The organism is Anaerovibrio lipolyticus DSM 3074 (assembly GCF_900141865.1).
GTDB lineage: Bacteria > Bacillota > Negativicutes > Selenomonadales > Selenomonadaceae > Anaerovibrio > Anaerovibrio lipolyticus.
Map to the genome: position 1 here is coordinate 17,213 of NZ_FQYW01000004.1, position 14,224 is coordinate 31,436.

The window sequence follows — 14,224 nt, forward strand, 5'->3', positions numbered from 1 at the left end:
AAAACTCACGCAAAACACCTCTAAATCAACATTATAGCCTAGTTCTATTGTCAACGCAATTAAGAATAAAGGTTAACAACAAAAAGAGGCACTCCGTAAGGAATGCCTCTCATATATCGTTAGCTGTAAATTACTTTACCAACTCAAGGATAACCATTGGAGCTGCGTCACCACGACGTGGGCCCAGCTTCAGGATACGGGTATAACCACCCTGACGATCCTTGCACTGCTCAGCGATTTCACCGAACAACTTTCTAACAACATCTTCATCAGCAAGCTGAGCAATAGCCTGACGACGAGCAGCCAAATCACCGCGCTTAGCGAGAGTGATAAGCTGTTCTGCAAGGCCGCTGATCTCCTTAGCCTTAGCCTCGGTAGTCTCAATACGCTCATGCTTGAAGAAGGAAGTCAGAATGCTCTTGAACAGTGCCTTACGAGCACTGGAGTTACGACCTAATTTTCTGTAAGCCATTTATTTCCCTCTTTCCTATATCTTAATCTCGAAATGTCAATCAGTTATCTGCCAAATCATCGGCAGAACCATCATTTTCCTTAAGTGACAGGCCCAGTTCCTGGAGCTTGTTCTTGATTTCCACCAAGGACTTGTTACCAAGATTACGAACCTTCATGATTTCAGCCTCAGTCTTGTTGATGAGGTCACGAACTGTCTTGATTTCAGCTCTCATCAGGCAATGATAAGAACGAACTGTCAGTTCAAGCTCCTCAACCTTCTTATCAAGAATTGGAGCATCAGTCATATCAGCAGTGCTTACAGCAGCAGTCTCTGGGACCTCTGCAGCAGCAGCTGGTTTGGTATCAATTATCAGATTGCTGAAGAGCTTCAGTCTTGCAATCAGGATACCTGCTGCCTTGCTGACAGCCTCCTCAGGAGTAATAGAACCATTGGTCCAAACCTCCATGGTCAGCTTGTCATAGTCGACAGTGTCACCCACACGGGTATCTTCAACTCTGTAGTTAACACGGCGTACAGGAGAGAATATAGAATCAATAGGAATCTCACCAATAGCCTGATCAGGTTTCTTATTCTTATCACTTGGAACATAGCCAAGGCCATGCTCTACGGTCATCTCTATATTAAGTGAACCTGTCTCGTTAACAGTTGCGATATGCAGTTCTGGGTTAAGGATCTCAATATCAGCATCGTGAATAATATCAGCTGCTGTTACTTCCTTCTCACCCTGAACCTCGATGCGGATTGTCTTAGGTTCATCGCTGTGCATCTTAAGGCAGAGCTCCTTAAGGTGAAGGATGATGTTGGAAACATCATCGCGAACACCTGGAACTGTGGAGAACTCATGCAACACACCATCAATCTTGATGGCGGTAATTGCTGCACCTTGCAAAGAGGACAAGAGAATGCGGCGAAGGCTGTTACCAAGGGTAATGCCATAACCGCGCTCCAAAGGCTCGCAGATAAACTTACCATAGCGGCCGTCCTCACTGATTTCCTCTATCTGAATCTCAATCTTCTGCTTGTCGATTTCGATCATCTGGAATTGCCCTCCTCAATAAATCAATGCATATATGTACAAATACGACAATTAATACACAGATATTATTTGGAGTACAACTCGACGATTGCCTGGCTGTCAACAGGAATGTCGAAGTCATCTGCAGCAGGGAATCTGTTGATGGTGCCGGTGAAGTTATCGGAACCTACAGTGATCCATGCTGGAACGCTGAGAGCGCTGTTGGACTCAGCCAGCTCCTTGAAGAATGCATTGGAGCGAGCCTTTTCGGAAACTGCTACAACATCATTTACATCAACGAGAGCGGATGGAATGTCCAGACGCTTGCCGTTCAGAGTGATATGACCATGACGAACGAGCTGACGAGCCTGCTTACGGGTGGAAGCAAGACCAAGACGGAATACTACGTTGTCGATTCTTCTTTCGAGAAGGCTGATGAGGTTATCACCAGTGATACCCTGCATCTTCTTAGCCTTGTTATAGTAAGAACGGAACTGCTTCTCCAGTACACCGTAAATGAACTTTGCCTTCTGCTTTTCCTTCAGCTGAACACCATACTCGGAAACTTTACCGCGGGTACGACGTGGCTGACGGTTGGAACTCTTATTCAGACCAATAACACCTGGCTCGATACCGAGGGAACGGCATCTCTTCAGTGCTGGTACTCTATCAATTGCCATTTAGTTTGCACCTCCCATTATACTCTTCTACGCTTTGGTGGACGGCAACCATTGTGTGGAATTGGGGTAACATCCTTAATCATGCTAACCTCAAGACCAGTTGCCTGCAGGGAACGGATTGCAGCCTCACGGCCAGCACCAGGACCCTTAACGTAAACATCAACCTGCTTCAAGCCATGCTCCATAGCAGCCTTTGCAGCAACCTCTGCTGCCATCTGAGCTGCGAATGGAGTGCTCTTTCTGGAGCCACGGAAACCAAGTCCGCCTGCGCTTGCCCAGGAAAGTGCATTACCGTTCTTGTCGGTCAAGGTAACGATAGTATTATTAAAGGTGGAGCTGATATGAGCAACACCAAATTCGATATTTTTACGGTCCTTCTTCTTAGGACGTACAGATTTCTTAACTGCCACTCTCTAGCCCTCCTTATTTCTTCTTACCAGCAACAGCCTTTTTAGGGCCTTTACGGGTACGTGCATTATTCTTTGTGTTCTGTCCGCGTACAGGAAGACCCATACGATGACGACGACCACGATAGCAGCCGATCTCAACGAGTCGCTTTATGTTAAGGGACTGCTCACGACGAAGGTCACCCTCTACTACAACCTGCTTATCGATGATATCACGAAGCTTAATAACCTCATCTTCGCTCAGATCACGGGTACGAGTATCTGGGTTAACACCAGTCTCCTTTAAAATTCTCTGAGAAGTGGTAAGACCAATACCATAGATATATGTTAATGCGATCTCAATTCTCTTATCACGTGGCAAATCTACACCGGCAATACGTGCCATACATCAAGCACCTCCTTCTTAATTATCCTTGTCTCTGTTTATGTTTTGGGTTCTCGCAAATAACCATTACACGACCCTTACGCTTAATAACCTTGCATTTTTCACAAATTGGTTTAACCGATGGTTTAACTTTCATTGCGTTATGCCCCTTTCATGTACTATCCTTGATTACTCAAAGATTATTTAAAACGATAGGTGATACGGCCACGAGTTAAATCATAAGGTGTCAGCTCAATAGTGACCTTATCCCCTGGCAGAATGCGTATAAAATTCATTCGAATCTTACCGGAAACATGCGCCAAGACAACATGACCGTTCTCCAACTCCACCTGGAACATTGCATTTGGCAGTGCTTCCAGGACTTTACCTTCAACTTCAATTACATCTTGTTTAGACATAAGTGGTATTGCTCCTTAGTGTCATAACCTAGGAAAGGTGGCCGCAGGAGCGGCCCCATCTTCCGGCATCACAGCTTTCGCTGCACGATTCTTCTATAATAATTCGGTAGTACCAGGCAAAACTGCCTGCCATAACTCTTAAGCCTTCAGGGCATCAACCATATCCTTGAAAACTTTGTCGATAGCCTGACGTCCATCAATCTCTAAGTATAAACCAGCTTTCTGGTAATAGTCAATCAATGGCTTAGTCTGAGCTTCATATACGGACAACCGATTCTTCATAGTTTCCTCGGTGTCATCTGCTCTCTGATAAAGCTCGCCACCGCACTCATCACACTTGCCTTCAACCTTTGAAGGGCTGAACTTAATGTGGAATGTGGCACCACAGCTCTTGCAGATTCTGCGTCCTACTGCTCTCTCAACGAGATCAGAGGAAGGAACAGTAATATTAACAACGCTCTTAAGGCTAAGTCCCAAATCAGCCAAAATCTTGGTAAGGGCATCAGCCTGATCAACAGTACGAGGGAAACCATCCAGAATAAAGCCTTTCTTGCAATCATCCTGGGCAAGACGCTCACGAACAATGCCGATGGTAATTTCATCTGGAACGAGGTTTCCGGCATCAATACATGCCTTCGCCTGCTTTCCGAGTTCAGTACCTTCCTTGATAGCAGCACGGAACATGTCGCCAGTGGAAATATGTGGAATACCAAACTCTTTCACCAGGTTAGCAGCCTGAGTGCCTTTCCCAGCACCCGGAGGGCCCATTAAAAGTAAATGCATTTAATTAATCCTCCTAATCCATAAAACCTTGGTAATGACGCATAACAACCATGGACTCAATCTGCTTCATGGTATCAAGGCCAACGCCTACAACAATCAGCAGTGCAGTTCCACCAAAGTTTACACCCTCAAGATGAGTTGCGGATGCAATAAATGTTGGAAGAACGGCTACCAGTGCAAGGAATAACGCGCCAGCAAGCGTAATTCGAGTCATGACATAATCTAAATATTCTGCCGTTGGCTCTCCCGGACGAATGCCCGGGATAAAACCACCGTATTTTTTCAGATTCTCTGCCATATCCGATATCTTTACAGTAACCGCGGTGTAAAAATACGTGAAGAAGATAATCAACAGTGCATAAACTGTTGTTTGTAGCGGTGTACCCCACGCAAAATACCCGGCAATAGTTTTTACCCAGGGGATATCAATAAACTGGGCAATAGTTACTGGAAACATCAGCACGGATGACGCAAAGATTATTGGAATAACTCCCGCGGTGTTAACCTTAAGCGGGATGTGACTGGACTGTCCGCCATAAGATTTATGACCAACAACCCTCTTTGCATATGATACTGGAACCCGGCGATAAGCTGTGTGAATTGCAACAACAAACACAATCATCGCTACAGCAATCACTGCAAAGAAGAAAACATTAATATAACTAATGGTTCCTGTCTGTAGGTAATTATAAATCTTTCCAATGTTGTTTGGCAACGCAGCAACGATACCGGCGAAAATGATCAGTGAGATACCATTACCTACGCCGTTAGCAGTTATCTGCTCACCAAGCCACATGAGGAAAACTGTTCCTGCTGTCAGTGTAATCGCAATAATGAGGATTGACACTGGGCCAGGATTTAGGATAGCCTGCTTCAAACCAATGGACATACCCATGGCCTGTAAGAAGGCGAGTAATACTGTGAAATATCTTGTAACCTTAGTGGTTTTCTTATAGCCTTCCTGACCTTCCTTTGACCACTGCTCCAATGTAGGTACAACCACATTTAAGAGCTGGATGATAATGGAAGCATTAATATAAGGCGTAATACTCATAGCAAATACTGAAAACTTACTAAGAGCACCACCAGAAAACATATCCAGTAAACCGAAAAGACTGCCATTGTTGAACAGTGATTCAATAGCTGAAGGATCAACACCTGGAACAGGAATATGAGTACCCATTCTGAAGATGGCGAACATTATCAGCGTAAAAGTGATCTTTGCTCGAAGCTCCGGAATCTTGACGATATTAGAGAGAGCTGATAACAAATCAGATCACCTCAACTTTTCCACCTGCTGCAGTAATCTTTTCTTCTGCGGACTTGGTGAAGCCGTTGGCTACAACAGTCAGCTTCTTGGTGAGCTCACCATTGCCGAGAATGCGAACACCGTCGCGTACGTTCTTAAGGACACCAGCCTCAATCAATGCAACAGCATCAACAGTAGCACCATCCTCAAAACGGTTCAGAGTCTCAACATTAACCTCTGCATAAACATTAGCAAAGATATTCTTGAAACCACGCTTTGGTAATCTACGATATAAAGGCATCTGACCACCCTCAAAGCCAGTACGAACGCCGCCGCCGGAACGGGACTTCTGACCCTTCTGGCCTCTGCCGGAAGTCTTACCATTGCCGCTGCCCAGACCACGACCAACGCGGAAAGCGTTCTTGCGGGAACCAGGAGCTGGAGATAATTCATTTAACTTCATCTTTTAAGTGCACCTCCTTGAATCTCAAGCCTGCTCTTCAACAGTTACGAGATGCTCTACCTTGTGGATCTGGCCACGGAGAGACTCGCTGTCTGGAAGCTCAACTGAGGAATTTAACTTCTTAAGTCCTAATGCTTTAATAGTAGCACGCTGAGTAGCTGGTCTACCGATCAGACTTCTGGTAAGAGTAATTTTTAAATTTGCCATTTCAAAACCCTCCTTAACCTAAAAGTTCCTGTACGGTCTTACCGCGAAGCTCAGCTACCTTCTCAGCCTGCTTCAGCTGCTCAAGACCCTTCAAGGTTGCACGAACCATGTTATTAGGATTGGAAGAACCAAGGGACTTGGTCAAAATATCCTTAATACCAGCAAGCTCGAGAACTGCACGAGCTGGGCCACCAGCGATAACACCAGTACCTTTTGCAGCTGGCTTCATCAGTACACGGCCTGCACCGAAAATACCAAGCATCTCATGTGGGATAGTAGTACCCTTCAGAGAAACATCAATAAGGTTCTTTTTAGCGTCTTCAACGCCCTTGCGAATTGCCTCTGGAACCTCTGCAGCCTTACCTAAGCCTGCACCAACCTGACCCTTCTCATTACCAACAACAACAAGTGCGCTGAAGGAGAAGCGACGGCCGCCCTTTACAACCTTGGCAACTCTATTAATATATACAACTTTTTCCTGGAACTCAGGAGTCTCGTTGTCCATTCTAGCCATCTATGTACCTCCTTTACAAATATTAGAATTTCAAGCCGGCTTCACGAGCGGCTTCAGCAAGTGCTGCAACACGGCCATGATATACATAACCACCACGGTCGAAAACTACCTCGGTAATACCCTTTTCCAAAGCACGCTTAGCCACTGCCTCGCCTACTGCCTTGGCAGCCTCAATATTACCACCGTAGTTCTTGAAATCCTTATCCTTTGTGCTGGCAGATACGAGAGTAACACCGTTAACATCGTCGATAACCTGAGCATAAATATTGCTCAAGCTGCGGAATACGTTAAGACGTGGTCTCTCAGCAGTGCCGGAAATATGATTGCGTACACGCAGGTGACGCTTCTGACGAGCTTTATTTTTATCTTCCTTAACAAACACTGTCGGTTACTCCTTTCTGGTTATTATTTCTTACCCTTGGCGCCAGCCTTACCTACCTTACGGCGGATGTGCTCGCCTTCGTACTTAATACCCTTGCCCTTATATGGCTCTGGTCTTCTGTAGTCGCGAACCTTGGCAGCGATAGCGCCAACAACTTCCTTATCAATACCGTTTACAACGATCTTGGTAGGATTTGGTACCTCGAAAACGATACCAGTAGGTGGCTCAACAATAACTGGGTGAGAGAAACCAAGAGACAGGTTCAGGTTCTTGCCCTGGAGCTGTGCTCTGTAACCAACACCATTGATCTCAAGAGTCTTTGCGTAACCCTCAGTTACACCAACAACCATGTTGTTGATCAGGGTACGGGTAAGACCATGGAGAGATCTGTGATCTTTATTATCTGAAGGACGCTCTACAGTGAGTACACCGTCCTCTAATTTAATCTTCATATCCTGGCTGAAAGAGCGAACTAACTCACCCTTTGGGCCCTTTACGGTAACCTTATTTCCATCCTCAACCTTAACGTTTACGCCAGCTGGGATAGTAATAGGTGCTCTACCAATTCTAGACATCTGTACACCTCCTGACTTCTAAATAATTACCAAACGTAAGCTACAACCTCGCCGCCGAGACCAGCCTTGCGAGCATTCTTATCGCTCATGATTCCCTTGGAAGTGGAAATGATGGCGATACCCAAACCGCCGAGAACTCTAGGGAGCTCAGCAGCCTTTGCATACTGGCGCAGGCCTGGCTTGGAAATACGCTTAATACCAGTAATTACCTTCTCACGGTTAGGACCGTACTTCAGGGATACAATGATAATACCCTGCTTACCATCCTCAGTGAAAGTGAAGTCATTGATGAAGCCCTCTTCCTTAAGAACGCCAGCGATGGCCTTCTTAATGTTGGAACCAGGAATCTCAACCTTTTCATGATAAACGGAGTTTGCATTACGCAAACGAGTCAACATATCTGCAATAGGATCAGTCATTACCATTTAAACCGATATCCTCCTTTCATTTTCGCCTTTAAGTTACCAGCTAGCCTTGGTTACGCCAGGAATGGCACCCTTGTAGCTCTGCTCTCTGAAACAAATACGGCACATATCGAACTTTCTGATATAACCGTGCGGACGACCGCAAATCTTACATCTGTTGTACTTGCGAACAGGGAACTTTGGTTCCTTGCTCCACTTTTCAATCATTGCCTTCTTGGCCACAGTCAGTACCTCCTTCTTTACGCTTTAAAAGGCATACCCATGAGCTTTAAGAGCTCGCGAGCTTCCTCATCAGTCTTGGCAGTTGTTACAACTACGATATTCATACCGCGGAGCTTGTCAATCTTGTCATACTCAATTTCAGGGAAAATGAGCTGCTCCTTCAGGCCGATTGCGTAGTTACCGCGACCGTCGAAAGAATTGGAACCGATACCACGGAAGTCACGAACGCGTGGAAGTGCAACATTCATGAACTTGTCGAGGAACTGATACATGCGAACGCCGCGAAGAGTAACCTTTGCACCGATTGGCATGCCCTGACGGAGCTTCCAAGCTGCCAGAGATTTCTTTGCTCTGGTGAGAATAGGCTTCTGGCCTGCGATAATAGTCAAATCATTTACAGCGGAGTCAAGAGCCTTAGGATTACCTACAGCCTCGCCAACACCCATGTTAATGATAATCTTAGAGATTTTTGGGAGCTCCATAACATTCTTGTAGCCGAACTTTTCGGTCAGAGCAGGAACTACCTCTTTAATGTACTTTTCCTGTAATCTATCCACTAGATGGTCCTCCTTTCCTTATTATTTGGTCTGGTCTATAACTTCGCCGCACTTCTTGCAGGCGCGTACAGACTTACCATTTACATCCTTGTGAGCAATACGGGTAGCCTTGCCACAAGCTGGGCATACGAGCATAACCTTTGCCGCAAACATAGGAGCCTCTTTAACAAGGATGCCACCCTGTGGGGCACTCTGATTTGGCTTAGTGTGACGCTTAACCTTGTTTACGCCCTCAACTACAACCTTATTCTTCTTAGGCAGAGCCTGAATAACCTTGCCCTGCTTGCCTTTATCTTTGCCAGACAATACCAGTACGGTATCGCCCTTCTTTACATGCAGTTTTGTAATGGACAAAATAGCACCTCCTGACTATCAAAGAACTTCTGGAGCCAGGGAGACGATCTTCATGAAATCTTTATCACGAAGCTCTCTTGCAACTGGTCCAAAAATACGGGTTCCTCTAGGAGTCTTATCCTCCTTGATAATTACGGCAGCGTTTTCGTCGAAACGAATGTAAGAACCATCGTTACGACGCTGGCCCTTCTTGGAACGTACTACAACGGCCTTAACAACGTCGCCCTTCTTTACCATACCGCCAGGGGATGCAGATTTTACTGCAGCCACAATAATATCACCAATGTTAGCATACTTGCGATAAGAACCGCCAAGAACACGGATGCACATAATTTCCTTAGCACCGGTGTTGTCGCCAACATTGAGTAAAGTCTGTTGCTGAATCATCAGTTAACCTCCTCAACCAGAATTTCCATCATCAGGAAATTATTTAGCTTTCTCAACGATCTCTACAAGTCTCCAACGCTTATCCTTGGAAAGTGGACGAGTTTCCATAATGGAAACAGTGTCACCAATGTGAGCCTCGTTATTTTCATCATGGGCCTTGAACTTAACAGTCTTCTTAACGGCCTTCTTATATAATGCATGCTGCTCGATGTCAAGAACTGCTACTACAATAGTCTTGTCCATCTTGTCGCTTACAACTTTACCAATTTTAGTCTTGCGTTCATTTCTTTCGCTCATTAGGGAGCCTCCTTTCATATGCATATCAATTCGTTCAATTAAGCATTAGCCTTTTCAGTCTGTACAGTCTTAATACGGGCAATAGTCTTCTTTACTTCCTTGATACGCATTGGGTTCTCCAACTGGCCAGTAGCGAGCTGGAAACGGAGGTTAAATAACTCCTCTTTGAGAGAAGCAAGTTTCTGGTTAAGTTCCTCAGCGCTCAAATCACGAATTTCATTAACCTTCATTTACTTCACCGCCCTCTGCTTCTAAATCTTCACGAACTACGAACTTTGTCTTGATAGGAAGCTTGTGGCCTGCAAGACGCATAGCCTCAGCAGCTACCTCACGAGAAACGCCGTCCATTTCGAACATTACGCGGCCTGGCTTAACTACTGCTACCCAGTACTCTGGTGAACCCTTACCGGAACCCATACGAGTCTCAGCAGGCTTTGCAGTTACAGGCTTGTCAGGGAAAATCTTGATCCAAACCTTACCGCCACGCTTAATGTAACGAGTCATAGCAATACGGGCTGCCTCAATCTGTCTGTTAGTGATCCATGCTGGCTCGAGAGCTACAAGACCATACTCACCATGAGAAACCTTGTTACCACGCTGAGCCTTACCCTTCATGCGACCACGGAACTGTTTACGATATTTTACTCTCTTTGGTAATAACATTAAGCTTCGCTCCCTTCAACAGCAGCAACAGGCTGCTTTTTCTCAGGAAGAACCTCACCCTTGAAGATCCAAACCTTGATACCGATACGGCCATAAGTGGTAGCTGCCTCTGCAGTACCATAGTCGATGTCAGCTCTCAGAGTATGAAGAGGAATGGAACCCTCACGATAGGATTCGCTACGTGCGATTTCAGCGCCGCCGAGACGACCGGAGCACATAATCTTAATACCCTTTGCACCAAGACGCATAGTACGGCCTACAGCCTGCTTCATAGCACGACGGAAAGCAATACGACGCTCCAGGGAGCCTGCAATGTTCTCAGCTACCAGAGTTGCATCCATATCTGGATTCTTAATCTCCTCAATGCTGATGTCTACATTGCTGTTAGTGAACTTCTTGAGACCAGCCTTGATCTGCTCAATGCCGGAACCACCGCGGCCGATTACCATACCAGGCTTTGCAGTGTGGATAGTCAGCTTCAGACGGTTCTTAGAACGCTCAGTCTCAATCTTGGAAACGCCGGAGCTCTGAAGAAGGTTCTTCAGGTGACGGCGAATTTTAATATCTTCATGCAGATTAGCTGCATAATCTTTGCCAGCATACCACTTAGCATCCCAAGTCTTTACGATGCCAAGTCTTATACCATGTGGATTTACTTTCTGACCCAAGTTTATAACCTCCTTTTATTACTTTTCGTCTACTGCTACGGTGATGTGGGAAGAACGCTTCAAAATCTTGAAGGCCTGGCCACGGGAACGTGGATGAATACGCTTCATAGTTGGTCCCTGATCAACGAAACAAGAAGAAACATAGAGGTTATCAACATTCATATCAAAGTTGTTCTCAGCGTTTGCTACTGCAGACTTGAGAACCTTTTCTATAGCTTCAGCACCAACTTTTGGTGTGAACTTTAAAATCGCAAATGCCTCAGCAACGCTCTTGCCACGGATAAGATCCATAACTACGCGTACCTTGCGAGGTGCAATGCGAACATATTTAGCAACTGCTTTTGCTTCCACAGAGGAATCCTCCTTTCAATATCTTATCTAAGACCGGTCTTTCTCTCTTCACCGGCATGACCCTTGAATGTACGAGTTGGTGCGAACTCACCAAGCTTGTGGCCAACCATGTCCTCAGTTACATAAACTGGAACGTGCTTGCGGCCATCGTGTACAGCGATAGTGTGACCAACGAAAGTTGGCAGAATAGTTGAACTTCTGGACCAGGTCTTTACGACCTTCTTGTCGTTAGCTGCATTCAGGGCATCAATCTTCTTAGTTAAGCTTTCATGAACATAAGGTCCCTTTTTTACTGATCTTGACAATTTATATCCTCCTTCCGGTGATTATCTCTTATTTGGTACGGCCTTTAACGATTAACTTATCAGAAGCCTTCTTACGGCGGGTCTTAGCACCCATAGCGCATTTACCCCATTTAGTAACAGGATGCTTGCGGCCAACTGGGGAACGGCCCTCACCACCGCCATGTGGATGGTCATTAGGGTTCATAGCTACACCGCGGTTTTCAGGGCGGATACCCAACCAGCGGTTACGGCCAGCCTTACCAATAGTGATGTTCATGTGCTCGGCATTGCCAACTACACCGATAGTTGCACGGCAGTTAACATGTACCTTACGCATTTCACCGGATGGCATACGAAGGGTTGCATAGTCACCCTCAATTGCCATGAGCTGTGCAGAAGCACCAGCGGAACGAACCAGCTGAGCACCCTTACCAATCTTAAGTTCAATATTGTGAACCTCGGTACCTACTGGAATGTTCTTTAATGGGAGACAGTTACCTGGCTTGATGTCGGCATTAGGACCGGACTCAACCATGTCTCCTACCTTAAGACCGTTAGGAGCGATAATATAACGCTTCTCACCGTCTACATAATTTAAAAGTGCAATACGGGCACTGCGGTTTGGATCGTACTCGATAGTTGCAACGCGTGCTGGGATACCATCCTTAGTACGCTTGAAGTCGATAATACGATATAAACGCTTATGGCCGCCGCCCTGATGACGAACGGTCAATCTACCCTGCTGATTACGACCACCGTGCTTCTTCAGACGCTCAACGAGGGACTTCTCAGGCTTATCAGTAGTGATTTCATCGAAAGATGCTACAGTCATGAATCTTCTGCCTGCAGAATATGGTTTAAAACTCTTTACTGCCACTTAATTAACCTCCTTTTCCCTAATCTTACGCTTCGAAGAACTCGATGGTTTCGCCAGCTGCAAGTTTAACAATAGCTTTCTTATAATCGGAACGCTTACCAACGAAGCGACCCATACGCTTTTTCTTACCTTCAACATTGACGGTGTTTACACCAGCAACCTTTACATTGAAGATAGTAGAAACTGCCTTGGCAATTTCAATCTTGTTGGCAGCCTTGGCTACCTCAAATACATATTTGCCCTCAGCCATGAGAGTAGTGCTCTTTTCAGTAATGAGAGGGCGAATGATAATATCACGTGCTTCCATTATGCGTATACCTCCTCAATACGAGCGATGGCATCCTTAGTGATGAACAGCTTGTCAGCGTTCAGGATGTCAAATACATTCAGGCCGATAGTGTTAATGGTCTTAACACCTGGGATATTACGGGAAGACTTGTCAACGTTCTCTGCATAGTCTGCAGTAACGATGAGAGCCTTGTTATCTACACTGAAGCTCTCCAGCATCTTTACAACTTCCTTGGTCTTAGGAGCGTCGAAGTTAATGCTGTCGAGAACTACGATTTCACCATTAGCAACCTTGTCAGACAGAGCGCACATGATAGCAAGGCGACGCTGCTTACGAGGCATGCTGAATGCGTAGGAACGTGGGGATGGACCGAATACGGTACCGCCACCTACCCAAATTGGGGAACGGGTGGAACCACTGCGAGCACGGCCAGTACCCTTCTGCTTCCAAGGCTTACGGCCACCGCCGCGAACCATGCTGCGGGTCTTGGTAGCATGATTACCAAGACGCTGGGAAGCAAGCTGCATAACTACAGCCTGATGTACCAGACCTGCGTTCATCTCTACGCCAAAAATATTTTCATTTAATTCGAGATCGCCAACCTTCTTGTTAGCGATGTCGTAAATTGCTACTGTAGGCATTATTACTTATCCTCCTTCCGAATTAGTTTTTACCCGGTTTAACGGTTGCCTTTACAATTACGAGGCCCTTCTTAGGACCAGGAATTGCGCCCTTGATAAGGAGCAGGTTACGATCTGCATCAACTCTAACAATGGAGAGACGCTGTACGGTAACCTTGTTGCCGCCCATCTGACCTGGCAGCTTCTTACCTTTAAGAACACGACCACCGTGACCACTGATCATCGCACCTGTAGAACCAGGCTCACGATGAGACTTGGAACCATGTCCCATTGGTCCACGAGCAAAATTATGACGCTTGATACCACCGGCAAAACCCTTACCCTTAGAAGTACCAGTAACGTCAACTAATTCTCCGGCGGAAAATATGTCAACACCGATTACATCACCAGTGTTATATTCAGAAGCATCAGTCAAACGCATCTCGCGGATGTACTTAACAGGAGTAACACCAGCCTTTGCGAAATGACCCTTCATAGGCTTGTTTACCTTGTGTTCCTTGACTACGCCGAAGCCAAGCTGTACTGCATTATAACCATCATTTTCAACAGTCTTGTTCTGTACAACTACATTGTTGCCAGACTCAACAACTGTAACTGGAACAACCTGACCCTCTTCAGTGAAGATCTGAGTCATGCCCAGCTTTCTACCTAAAATTGCTTTAGCCAATTATTCCAC

General features: G+C 45.8%; 29 protein-coding genes. All 29 read right to left on the reverse strand.

Annotated elements, in window-relative coordinates; translation table 11 throughout:
* Nucleotides 1-130: 130 nt before the first annotated feature.
* A complete protein-coding gene (gene rplQ, locus B6K08_RS01120; RefSeq protein ID WP_027397575.1) occupies nucleotides 131-472 on the reverse strand; it encodes a 50S ribosomal protein L17 in 342 nt (113 codons plus the stop codon).
* A gap of 40 nt (nucleotides 473-512) precedes the next feature.
* Nucleotides 513-1,511 (reverse strand): DNA-directed RNA polymerase subunit alpha, encoded by a 999-nt coding sequence (locus B6K08_RS01125; protein ID WP_080325202.1) that lies wholly within the window; start codon nucleotides 1,509-1,511, stop codon nucleotides 513-515.
* Between the two features lie 65 nt (nucleotides 1,512-1,576).
* Nucleotides 1,577-2,170: a 30S ribosomal protein S4 gene (gene rpsD / locus B6K08_RS01130; protein WP_027397573.1), complete on the reverse strand. Its 594-nt coding sequence runs from the start codon at nucleotides 2,168-2,170 to the stop codon at nucleotides 1,577-1,579.
* A gap of 17 nt (nucleotides 2,171-2,187) precedes the next feature.
* Nucleotides 2,188-2,580: a 30S ribosomal protein S11 gene (gene rpsK / locus B6K08_RS01135; RefSeq protein WP_027397572.1), complete on the reverse strand. Its 393-nt coding sequence runs from the start codon at nucleotides 2,578-2,580 to the stop codon at nucleotides 2,188-2,190.
* A gap of 13 nt (nucleotides 2,581-2,593) precedes the next feature.
* Entirely contained in the window at nucleotides 2,594-2,962 is a 369-nt protein-coding gene (rpsM, locus tag B6K08_RS01140) for a 30S ribosomal protein S13 (protein ID WP_027397571.1), read from the reverse strand.
* Nucleotides 2,963-2,984: 22 nt separating this feature from the next.
* A complete protein-coding gene (rpmJ, locus tag B6K08_RS01145) occupies nucleotides 2,985-3,098 on the reverse strand; it encodes a 50S ribosomal protein L36 (protein WP_058965281.1) in 114 nt (37 codons plus the stop codon).
* 43 nt (nucleotides 3,099-3,141) lie between these two features.
* Entirely contained in the window at nucleotides 3,142-3,360 is a 219-nt protein-coding gene (gene infA, locus B6K08_RS01150; RefSeq protein ID WP_009645081.1) for a translation initiation factor IF-1, read from the reverse strand.
* A 138-nt stretch (nucleotides 3,361-3,498) separates the two neighbouring features.
* Nucleotides 3,499-4,143, reverse strand: a complete 645-nt coding sequence (locus tag B6K08_RS01155; RefSeq protein ID WP_027397570.1) for an adenylate kinase — start codon at nucleotides 4,141-4,143, stop codon at nucleotides 3,499-3,501.
* Between the two features lie 13 nt (nucleotides 4,144-4,156).
* Entirely contained in the window at nucleotides 4,157-5,413 is a 1,257-nt protein-coding gene (gene secY, locus B6K08_RS01160; RefSeq protein ID WP_080325203.1) for a preprotein translocase subunit SecY, read from the reverse strand.
* A gap of 1 nt (nucleotide 5,414) precedes the next feature.
* The gene (gene rplO, locus B6K08_RS01165) at nucleotides 5,415-5,855 is read right to left on the reverse strand and encodes a 50S ribosomal protein L15 (protein ID WP_039210369.1); all 441 of its coding nucleotides are present in this window, start codon (nucleotides 5,853-5,855) and stop codon (nucleotides 5,415-5,417) included.
* A gap of 24 nt (nucleotides 5,856-5,879) precedes the next feature.
* Complete coding sequence (rpmD, locus tag B6K08_RS01170; RefSeq protein WP_027397567.1) at nucleotides 5,880-6,062, reverse strand: 50S ribosomal protein L30; 183 nt, start codon at nucleotides 6,060-6,062, stop codon at nucleotides 5,880-5,882.
* 13 nt (nucleotides 6,063-6,075) lie between these two features.
* On the reverse strand, nucleotides 6,076-6,576 hold the full coding sequence (gene rpsE, locus B6K08_RS01175; RefSeq protein ID WP_039210370.1) for a 30S ribosomal protein S5: 501 nt from the start codon (nucleotides 6,574-6,576) through the stop codon (nucleotides 6,076-6,078).
* A gap of 22 nt (nucleotides 6,577-6,598) precedes the next feature.
* The gene (gene rplR / locus B6K08_RS01180) at nucleotides 6,599-6,958 is read right to left on the reverse strand and encodes a 50S ribosomal protein L18 (RefSeq protein ID WP_027397565.1); all 360 of its coding nucleotides are present in this window, start codon (nucleotides 6,956-6,958) and stop codon (nucleotides 6,599-6,601) included.
* A gap of 23 nt (nucleotides 6,959-6,981) precedes the next feature.
* Nucleotides 6,982-7,533 (reverse strand): 50S ribosomal protein L6, encoded by a 552-nt coding sequence (rplF, locus tag B6K08_RS01185; protein WP_027397564.1) that lies wholly within the window; start codon nucleotides 7,531-7,533, stop codon nucleotides 6,982-6,984.
* A 26-nt stretch (nucleotides 7,534-7,559) separates the two neighbouring features.
* On the reverse strand, nucleotides 7,560-7,958 hold the full coding sequence (gene rpsH / locus B6K08_RS01190) for a 30S ribosomal protein S8 (protein WP_039210371.1): 399 nt from the start codon (nucleotides 7,956-7,958) through the stop codon (nucleotides 7,560-7,562).
* A gap of 36 nt (nucleotides 7,959-7,994) precedes the next feature.
* The gene (locus B6K08_RS01195; RefSeq protein WP_027397562.1) at nucleotides 7,995-8,180 is read right to left on the reverse strand and encodes a type Z 30S ribosomal protein S14; all 186 of its coding nucleotides are present in this window, start codon (nucleotides 8,178-8,180) and stop codon (nucleotides 7,995-7,997) included.
* A gap of 17 nt (nucleotides 8,181-8,197) precedes the next feature.
* Entirely contained in the window at nucleotides 8,198-8,737 is a 540-nt protein-coding gene (gene rplE / locus B6K08_RS01200; RefSeq protein ID WP_027397561.1) for a 50S ribosomal protein L5, read from the reverse strand.
* Nucleotides 8,738-8,758: 21 nt separating this feature from the next.
* Nucleotides 8,759-9,091 carry a 50S ribosomal protein L24 gene (rplX, locus tag B6K08_RS01205; protein ID WP_027407285.1) on the reverse strand — a complete coding sequence of 111 codons (333 nt, stop codon included), beginning with the start codon at nucleotides 9,089-9,091 and terminating at the stop codon, nucleotides 8,759-8,761.
* A gap of 18 nt (nucleotides 9,092-9,109) precedes the next feature.
* A complete protein-coding gene (gene rplN / locus B6K08_RS01210) occupies nucleotides 9,110-9,478 on the reverse strand; it encodes a 50S ribosomal protein L14 (protein WP_027397559.1) in 369 nt (122 codons plus the stop codon).
* Nucleotides 9,479-9,517: 39 nt separating this feature from the next.
* Entirely contained in the window at nucleotides 9,518-9,775 is a 258-nt protein-coding gene (rpsQ, locus tag B6K08_RS01215) for a 30S ribosomal protein S17 (RefSeq protein ID WP_027397558.1), read from the reverse strand.
* Nucleotides 9,776-9,813: 38 nt separating this feature from the next.
* Nucleotides 9,814-10,005 carry a 50S ribosomal protein L29 gene (gene rpmC / locus B6K08_RS01220; protein WP_039210381.1) on the reverse strand — a complete coding sequence of 64 codons (192 nt, stop codon included), beginning with the start codon at nucleotides 10,003-10,005 and terminating at the stop codon, nucleotides 9,814-9,816.
* Nucleotides 9,995-10,438 (reverse strand): 50S ribosomal protein L16, encoded by a 444-nt coding sequence (gene rplP / locus B6K08_RS01225; protein WP_027397556.1) that lies wholly within the window; start codon nucleotides 10,436-10,438, stop codon nucleotides 9,995-9,997. Before rplP ends, rpmC begins: the two co-directional genes overlap by 11 nt.
* The gene (gene rpsC / locus B6K08_RS01230; protein WP_039206677.1) at nucleotides 10,438-11,106 is read right to left on the reverse strand and encodes a 30S ribosomal protein S3; all 669 of its coding nucleotides are present in this window, start codon (nucleotides 11,104-11,106) and stop codon (nucleotides 10,438-10,440) included. The genes rplP and rpsC overlap by 1 nt, the downstream gene beginning before the upstream one ends.
* 18 nt (nucleotides 11,107-11,124) lie before the next feature.
* A complete protein-coding gene (rplV, locus tag B6K08_RS01235) occupies nucleotides 11,125-11,457 on the reverse strand; it encodes a 50S ribosomal protein L22 (protein WP_027397554.1) in 333 nt (110 codons plus the stop codon).
* Nucleotides 11,458-11,480: 23 nt separating this feature from the next.
* Nucleotides 11,481-11,762, reverse strand: a complete 282-nt coding sequence (gene rpsS, locus B6K08_RS01240; protein ID WP_027397553.1) for a 30S ribosomal protein S19 — start codon at nucleotides 11,760-11,762, stop codon at nucleotides 11,481-11,483.
* 28 nt (nucleotides 11,763-11,790) lie between these two features.
* The gene (gene rplB, locus B6K08_RS01245; protein ID WP_027397552.1) at nucleotides 11,791-12,618 is read right to left on the reverse strand and encodes a 50S ribosomal protein L2; all 828 of its coding nucleotides are present in this window, start codon (nucleotides 12,616-12,618) and stop codon (nucleotides 11,791-11,793) included.
* Nucleotides 12,619-12,643: 25 nt separating this feature from the next.
* On the reverse strand, nucleotides 12,644-12,925 hold the full coding sequence (gene rplW / locus B6K08_RS01250; protein WP_027397551.1) for a 50S ribosomal protein L23: 282 nt from the start codon (nucleotides 12,923-12,925) through the stop codon (nucleotides 12,644-12,646).
* The gene (gene rplD / locus B6K08_RS01255; RefSeq protein ID WP_027397550.1) at nucleotides 12,925-13,548 is read right to left on the reverse strand and encodes a 50S ribosomal protein L4; all 624 of its coding nucleotides are present in this window, start codon (nucleotides 13,546-13,548) and stop codon (nucleotides 12,925-12,927) included. Before rplD ends, rplW begins: the two co-directional genes overlap by 1 nt.
* Nucleotides 13,549-13,570: 22 nt before the next feature.
* On the reverse strand, nucleotides 13,571-14,215 hold the full coding sequence (rplC, locus tag B6K08_RS01260; protein WP_027397549.1) for a 50S ribosomal protein L3: 645 nt from the start codon (nucleotides 14,213-14,215) through the stop codon (nucleotides 13,571-13,573).
* Between the last annotated feature and the right edge of the window lie 9 nt (nucleotides 14,216-14,224).